The sequence below is a fragment of the Ferdinandcohnia sp. SAFN-114 genome (assembly GCF_059415045.1).
Genome location: NZ_JBPFDQ010000069.1, coordinates 20,610 through 28,560, shown reverse-complemented (window position 1 = coordinate 28,560; position 7,951 = coordinate 20,610). Strand labels below are relative to the sequence as shown.

Below are 7,951 nucleotides of genomic sequence, written 5' to 3'. Positions count from 1 at the left end.
TTTTAATCTATTGTACATAAAAAGACCCTGTGCAGCAGACTTTTTTTAATGTGTCTACTACACAGGGTACAGTTTATTGAGCCATGGACTTTTCTTTATTTACCAGCAGTCACTAATGCTTCTTTCGTTATGCTTCTATGAGAGGCATTCCATTTTACCTTGCCATCTTCAAAAAGAAGAGCCTGTGGTGATTCATGTTTAATTTCAAAGGTCTCTGCAATATAGTTTGAGAGTTCTTTTGCTTCTTGAACATATAGATAGTAGCTTGGTACATTTTCATGGTCTGACACAAATTGTTCGTACTCATCAAAAGCTGCTTTACTAATTGGACAAGTAAGACTGTGCTTGATAAAAATAAATTTATTTTCTTTTGCTAAGACTTGGTTAAATTCTTCAATTGTTTCAATTTTTTCCTTCCCCATTTTTACATCTCCCTATATATTAGTTGTTAGTAGTTTGTGTATTATTTTCTGCGTCTTCTAAGGCTTGCCTCGCTTCAGCAAGTTTTTCCTGGAATATCTGTTCACTTCCAGCTGAATCCTGATTTGTTTCTTCTGTCGCAGCATCTGGTTTTGATTCATTATTCTCAAGCCCAACTTCAGGCTCACTATGCCCAGCAGGAGATTTAATATCTTTTACTTTTGTTAAAATTTGATTGGACTGCTCAGAAATTGTTTTAGAAAGTGAATTTGTTTTTTCTTTTACAACAGAAGCTTGATCGTTTATCTGCCTACGGAATTCTTGTCCTGTTTTTGGCGCTAGAAATAATGCTGTTGCAGCGCCCACCGCTGCACCTACAATTGTACCTAAGATAAAATTTGAACCACTATTTTTTCCCATTATAATCCCCTTTCTTCATTCGGAATTGGTTTGTCATGCTTTTGTTTCTTATCTTTCCATTTATCCCAAATCTCTATTACAGCATTCCCCACTTGAACAACCTGTGAGATTTTGGTTTTATTTTTCTCTAGCTGTACTGCCACTTCTTCTGTCACATTTCCAACTGATTTATTGAAGCGTTGTAAAGAAGTTCCAACGTCTTTAACAGCATCAACAACTGTATTCAAACTCTCAGACTTCTGCTGAATATCTTCTGCAAGCTTATTTGTTTTATGCAAGAGTTCTGTTGTTTCACTTGTTACACCCTCCATTTGTTTCTCTAATCCAGATAAAGTACTTGCTACATTATCCAATGTTACTTGAAGGGAACGTAGAGTCCTTGAGAGATAAAAAACCAAAATTAAAAAAGCTACAGCAATTACTGCAACACTTATGTATACGATAAGAATCATTCGTGATGCACCTCCTTCTATCTTTGTTACCCGATTTTACCTATATCAAACATACTATCCCCATTGTTAAACTTTCGACAAAAATCATTGAAGTCCTCCAAGGAATTTCTAAGCATTTTATTTTAATAAACAATTTCCTTTTTTTCGGTTACAATAGGAATGTACATAAGCAAATTTGAATTTGGAGGCAATTAATATGAAAGATCCTCGTATTGAAACACTCGCTCGAAATTTAATTAATTATTCTGTACGCCTCGGAGAAGGTGAAAAAGTACTCATTGAGAACTTCGGCTTGCAGCGTGAGCTCGTGGTTGCGCTTATTAATGAAGCTTATAAAGCTGGTGGATATCCATTTGTATCATTAAAAGATCACCAAGTAGATCGTGCTCTTTTACTAGGTGCTCAGGAAAAGCAGTTTGAGATGAAAGCGGACTTTGAGGCTAACGTTATGAGCAAAATGGATGCCTATATAGGCTTACGTTCTGGTGATAATATTAATGAGTTTGCAGATGTACCGGATGACAAAATGAAAATTGAAGGAAATACAGTCGGTAAAAAAGTACATCGTGAAATACGTGTACCAAAGACAAAATGGGTAGTTCTGCGTTATCCAAATTCTTCGATGGCCCAACTAGCGAAGATGAGTACAGAAGCTTTTGAAGATTTTTATTTTAATGTATGTAATCTTGATTACGGTAAAATGAGCAATGCGATGGATGCTCTTGTTGAACTAATGGATAATACCGACAAGATACGCATTACGGGGCCTGGCACCGACCTAACATTCTCCATCAAGGGCATTAAAGCAATTAAATGTGCAGGTGAAATGAATATCCCAGATGGTGAGGTATATACAGCACCTGTTCGTGATTCTGTAAACGGTACTTTAACATATAATACGCCATCTCCATATCAAGGCTTCACATTTGAAAATGTTTCACTAACTTTTAAAGATGGAAAAATTGTAGAAGCTACATCGAACGATACTGAGCGTATTAATAAAATTCTTGATACAGATGAAGGTGCACGTTTTATCGGTGAATTTGCAATTGGAGTAAATCCATACATCCAACATCCAATGCAAGACATTCTATTTGATGAAAAAATTGATGGCAGCTTCCATTTCACACCTGGACAAGCATATGATGATGCATACAACGGAAACAACTCAAATATCCATTGGGATATGGTAAATATTCAACGTCCTGAATATGGCGGTGGAGAGATCTATTTTGATGATGTACTTATTCGTAAAGACGGCCGCTTCGTTATCCCTGAGCTTGAACCATTAAACCCAGAAAATCTAAAGTAAATTCCAACAAGCATAAGAAAAGCCGTCATGAAGGATATCTTGTATCCTTCTTGAATGATTGGCTAGACCAGATAGGGGCTAAGCGCCCGAGCTGGACATAGAAAAAAAAGACCTTTGCGATATGTTTCGCAAAGGTCTTTCTTTATACGACTGCCTTTTCGTAGGCATCCTGAAACTTTTGAATGTCGCCGGCTCCCATAAAAATTAATACACTATTCTCATGTTTTTTAAGGATAGAAGTATTTTCTTCTTGAATTAACTCAGAACCTGGGATTTTCCCTTGTAAATCCCCAATAGAAAGCTCACCTTTATTTTCACGGGCTGAACCAAAAATATCACATAGATAAACTTGATCGGCTTTTACTAAGCTTGCAGCAAAGTCATCCAAAAATGTCTGTGTTCTTGTAAATGTATGTGGTTGGAAAATCGCTACAATTTCACGATCAGGATATTTTTGTCTTGCAGCTTCAATTGTTGCATTGATCTCTGTTGGATGATGTGCATAATCATCAATTAATATTTGAGTTCCGACTCGTTTCTCAGAGAATCTACGCTTCACACCACCGAAGCTCAACAAACGCTCTTGAATAATGGACACATCAATATTTTCATAATGACATAATGCAATTACTCCTAAAGCATTTAACACATTATGATTTCCGTACCCGTTGATGGAAAAGCTTGCAAAAAAAGTATTTCTTACGAAAACATCAAAGGTAGAACCTTCTGTGGTTTTCTTGATATTTCGAGCTTGAAAATCATTTTCTTCCCCAATTCCATAAAACACAACAGGTACCTTCGCATGGATGCTTTGGAGGTATTCATCATCTCCACAAGCAATAATTCCCTTCTTAACTTGCAAGGCCATTTCTTGGAAGGCATTGAATACATCTTCAATATTTGCAAAATAATCAGGATGGTCAAAATCAATGTTCGTCATTATCGCATAATCAGGGTGATAGCTTAAGAAATGACGTCTGTATTCACATGCTTCAAAAACAAAATACTTATTATTCTCAGATCCCTTGCCACTTCCATCTCCAATCAGATAGGAAGTAGGCTCTGCTCCTTGCATAACATGTGCAAGTAAGCCTGTTGTAGATGTTTTTCCATGGGAGCCTGTTACGGCAACGCTCGTATATTTTTTCATAAATTCACCTAAGAAACGGTGATAGCGAATAACAGGTAACCCCATTTCGACCGCTTTTACTATTTCTTCATGAGTATCAGGGAAGGCATTCCCGGCAATAACCGTCAGACCTTCATGAATATTTTCCTTGTCAAAAGGTAAAATCTTTATTCCTCTTTGCTCTAAAGGCTTTTGTGTGAAATAAAATTTTTCATGGTCAGACCCTTGAACTTCATAATTCATGTCATGAAGTATCTGTGCCAATGAACTCATGCCAGTACCTTTGATTCCAACGAAGTGGTAAACTGTCATATAAAGAACCTCCAACAATGTCTATCTGTAAGACAGTATATGAAATTCATCTAATTTTGATAATTGTACCCATGATTTTGAGATAGGTGCTATTAAGTAAAATCGAATTTTATGTATATACAATCATCTCACATTTTTTCATTATAGCACTAATCATTGGTGAAGACCATTACGAAAAAATTACTAGAAGTATACAAGAAGTATGAGTTATGTCCTACGAAACCACAACAAAATTGGGATGAGTTATCTTTATTATGAACGTAGGACATTAGAATTAACCTGATGTAGCACTGATTTTTCTCCGATATTGAATAATTCATTTCATTCTTTATACCTATAAAGAAAAAAGGGCGATAACATTTGTTATCAGCCCTCATAAATATCAGCTAAATCCTCTTCGGTTATCAAAACTTCACGTGGCTTACTACCACGTGATTCAGAGATAATTCCTTGTTCTTCCATCATATCTATTAGACGCGCTGCACGATTATACCCGATTCTAAAACGTCTTTGGACACTAGAGGTAGATGCACCCCCATGTTCAAGAACGAACTCACATGCCTCAAAGAAGAGCTCATCCTCTTCATTTGTAATTGAAGCTTTCTTTAGGAGCTCGTCCTGTTCAAACATATAGCTTGGCTTCATCTCTGATTTTACAAAGTTAACAACTTCCTCGATTTCATCGTCTGTAACAAAATTGCCTTGAACACGAAATGGTTTTGAAGAACCATTCTCTAGGAAAAGCATATCTCCTCTTCCAAGCAGTTTCTCTGCCCCACTTGAGTCAATAATCGTTCTTGAGTCAACTTGTGAGGAGACAGAAAACGCGATACGAGTCGGAATATTTGCTTTGATAAGTCCTGTGATAACATCAACCGATGGGCGTTGTGTTGCAAGAATTAAATGGATTCCACAGGCCCTTGCTTTTTGGGCAATTCGGCAGATTGAATCCTCCACATCCCCTGGCGCCACCATCATTAAATCAGCAAGCTCATCAATGATAATCACGAGATAAGGTAATTTTCCACTTTTCTCATCATGTTTTTTCACCATTTCATTATATCTACCAATATCACGAACACCGGTATGGGCAAATAGTTCATATCTTCTTTCCATTTCTTCAACTGCCCATTTTAGAGCAGCTGTTGCGGCCTTTACATCCGTAATAACCGGGCTTACAAGATGTGGAATATGGTTATAAGGTGCCAATTCTACCATTTTGGGATCGATAAGTAGTAGCTTCACTTCATCCGGTGATGCCTTATAAAGCAAACTGACAAGCATTGCGTTAATACATACACTTTTACCCGAACCAGTCGCACCCGCGATAAGTCCATGCGGCATCTTTTGTAAATCCGTTACAATTGGCTTTCCAGAGATATCAAGACCCATTGCGACTGCTAATGGTGATTGATTTGTTTTGAATTCAGGGCTTTCTATTATTTCCTTTAATAGTACTGGCTTGCTTTTTCTATTTGGTACTTCAATACCAATTGTATTTTTCCCAGGAATCGGTGCTTCAATCCGAATATCCTTGGCAGCCAAACTTAATTTAATATCATCTGATAGATTTGTAATTTTATTTACCTTCACTCCAGGCTCTGGGTGTACCTCAAATCTAGTAACAGCAGGTCCCTGTGTTACATTCACCACTTTTGCACGCACTTTAAAGTTTCTTAGAGTCTGGTCTAAAATATTTTGCTGGTCAAGTAACCATTGACTGTCATCAGCTTGTTCGGCAGGAGGCGCATTTAAGAAAGATAGACCTGGGAAAGTATAGCCAGGTTGTTGAATTTCGTCTTCCCGATGTGTTTGTAATTCTTGATTCATTGGTTGTTCCTGCTCAACTAATTGTTGATTTTGTCTTGGTGCTTCTTGCTCAACCAGTTGTTCATTTTGCATTGGTGCTTCTTGCTCAACCGGATGTTCATTTTGCCTTGGTGTTTCTTGCTCAACCAGTTGTTCATTTTGCCTTGTTTCGACAGAAGTTACTTGTGTTACTTTTTCTGGTTGCCGCTGTGACAATTTCTGTTTGTCCTTTTTAAACATTAATACATTAAACGGTATATTGGATCGTCTCGGCTCTGTTCTGGTCTGTTCACTTTTCTTTATCTGTTCAACCTGTGTTTCAGTATTCTCTGTAGAAGTTTCAGTTTCCTCCACTTTAAGATCTTCTTGCATTTCTATATTTTCAATCTGATCAACTAGTTCTTCTGTCACAATTTCTTCAGGATGTATCATTTCTTGTTCAACTAGATTTGTTTCCTCAGATGCATTCAACTCCTCCTCCACAGCTACTTGTATTGGAGTTTCCTCATTAATAGACTTTTCACTTTGTGGCTCAATAGCAGCCGGTACTCCCTCAGTTACCTCTTCTTCTCTTATTAATTGATCCGCAAAGCTTGCCACCTTTTGCTCGGTATCTTCTAATGTAGTTGAACTTGTATACTGTTTTGGTTCAACTTGCTCCGTTAGTATGATTGTTGAAGCAACCTCTTCTTGTGCTTCTTTCCAGGCCCTAGCAATCGATTCTGTATCTGCGATAGGGTTTGAAGGAAGTTCATACTCAACTATTTCTTGAGCTGTTTCCTGAGCTATTTCCTGAGGCTTTGGTTTACCTAGACCGAATACCGGGGATGGTGTCTCGGATGGTTGAAAGGGTTGTTTCTCCTGTAAATTTACAACGGTTTTAGGTGTTGAATTCCTATTTGGTTGTGAAGTTCTTGTTTGTTGAGTTTGCTGAGCTTTTTCTGTTTGCTTTGTTTTTTGTACTTGCTTTGTTCGCTGACTTTGCTGTGTTCGCTGAGTTTGTCTTGTTTGTACCTTTTCCTTTTTTATTCTTGTTTTTTCAAGATCTGGTATGACTGGAAATCGAAATTTCCCCTTTGGGTATTCATATGTCACTCTTGCCTCAACAGGTTTGTTTTGTCTGATTTGAGTCGTTTTTATTTCAATTGGATCATCATCGTCCGTCTGTAAAAAATGTAGTAATCTTTTTATCCAATTCACAACTATCACTCTTCCATTTCAATTCTATTCCTTATTGTAACAAAAAAGCCGCTAGTTTTCCTAGCGACTTTTGGTAGAGTATTGTTTATTTCCTTGGGCGATTTTTCCCAAGGATAAAGATGGGCTCAAGTTTACCATCTTCATAAAGAAATGAGAGTGCCGTAATGGGAACACGTCCACTTGCAAAAAAGCTCATAGTCATTTGAGCCAGGATATCATATCCCGTATCATTTTGAACATCAACTATAATCAGTACATCCTGATGTGGGACAGCGACAGCCATTGTTCCTCTAATTTGTTGGCTCATTTTTTGTAAAAAAGCATCATTCAGGATACGACTTGCATCATACCCATCGTTTTTATTAATAAAATAGAAGGTATTGCCTGCAACTTCGTCAGTTTTGTATGAAACATCTAGGGAACGTAAATTAAATCTCGCTATTTCACGGATCCGTTCAAACTTCCAATTTTCTTTTTGTAAAAGTTTTTTATCGACCAAGCGGTACGTTGTTCCTAAATCTAGAGCATAATAGATTCTTGTTTCTGCAGTATGGTCATCGTAAATAAGTTCTTCTCCCTCATTCGATTCTGTCGGGAAGGAGGTTGAACGAATAACAGGAAAAATGTTTTTTTCTTTACCCTCAAGTTCCAATTCACTATTCATAAAAGTCAAAGATTCTTCAATATAATAAATGACTTCATCAAGACTTCCAGGACCTTCTTCTTGGTATTTGGCGACTATTCCCGGAAGTGTGACAGTCGTTCCTTTCTTCGTTTCCTTATCCTCAATACGTAAAGTATCTTTCTCACGGTCAAAAGAAAATTGCCAATTATGATGGGATAGCTTTTCTTGGATTAAATTCTTTACTTTTTTTGAATCCATTTTTCTATTATTTT

The 7,951-nt window shown here is 37.2% G+C and carries 7 protein-coding genes; 1 reads left to right on the top strand and 6 read right to left on the bottom strand.

Features of this window, described 5'->3' with window-relative positions:
- Positions 1-95: 95 nt before the first annotated feature.
- The 3 genes from ytxJ to ACR65M_RS19400 are packed head-to-tail and all read right to left on the bottom strand — an operon-like array spanning position 96 to position 1,292.
- On the bottom strand, positions 96-422 hold the full coding sequence (gene ytxJ / locus ACR65M_RS19410; RefSeq protein WP_121447389.1) for a bacillithiol system redox-active protein YtxJ: 327 nt from the start codon (positions 420-422) through the stop codon (positions 96-98).
- A 19-nt stretch (positions 423-441) separates the two neighbouring features.
- Complete coding sequence (locus ACR65M_RS19405; protein WP_121447388.1) at positions 442-840, bottom strand: YtxH domain-containing protein; 399 nt, start codon at positions 838-840, stop codon at positions 442-444.
- Positions 840-1,292, bottom strand: coding sequence for a DUF948 domain-containing protein (locus ACR65M_RS19400; RefSeq protein WP_341330618.1), 453 nt, complete (start codon positions 1,290-1,292; stop codon positions 840-842). Before ACR65M_RS19400 ends, ACR65M_RS19405 begins: the two co-directional genes overlap by 1 nt.
- A 196-nt stretch (positions 1,293-1,488) precedes the next feature.
- On the opposite strand from ACR65M_RS19400, the gene ACR65M_RS19395 reads away from it, so the two are divergent.
- Complete coding sequence (locus ACR65M_RS19395) at positions 1,489-2,604, top strand: aminopeptidase (RefSeq protein ID WP_341330617.1); 1,116 nt, start codon at positions 1,489-1,491, stop codon at positions 2,602-2,604.
- A 142-nt stretch (positions 2,605-2,746) separates the two neighbouring features.
- Here ACR65M_RS19395 and murC read toward each other — a convergent pair whose 3' ends face one another.
- The 3 genes from murC to ACR65M_RS19380 form a co-directional block, all read right to left on the bottom strand.
- The gene (murC, locus tag ACR65M_RS19390; RefSeq protein ID WP_341330616.1) at positions 2,747-4,045 is read right to left on the bottom strand and encodes a UDP-N-acetylmuramate--L-alanine ligase; all 1,299 of its coding nucleotides are present in this window, start codon (positions 4,043-4,045) and stop codon (positions 2,747-2,749) included.
- Between the two features lie 366 nt (positions 4,046-4,411).
- Positions 4,412-7,054: a DNA translocase FtsK gene (locus ACR65M_RS19385; protein ID WP_440274140.1), complete on the bottom strand. Its 2,643-nt coding sequence runs from the start codon at positions 7,052-7,054 to the stop codon at positions 4,412-4,414.
- An 85-nt stretch (positions 7,055-7,139) separates the two neighbouring features.
- Positions 7,140-7,937 (bottom strand): DUF1444 domain-containing protein, encoded by a 798-nt coding sequence (locus tag ACR65M_RS19380; RefSeq protein WP_440274142.1) that lies wholly within the window; start codon positions 7,935-7,937, stop codon positions 7,140-7,142.
- Between the last annotated feature and the right edge of the window lie 14 nt (positions 7,938-7,951).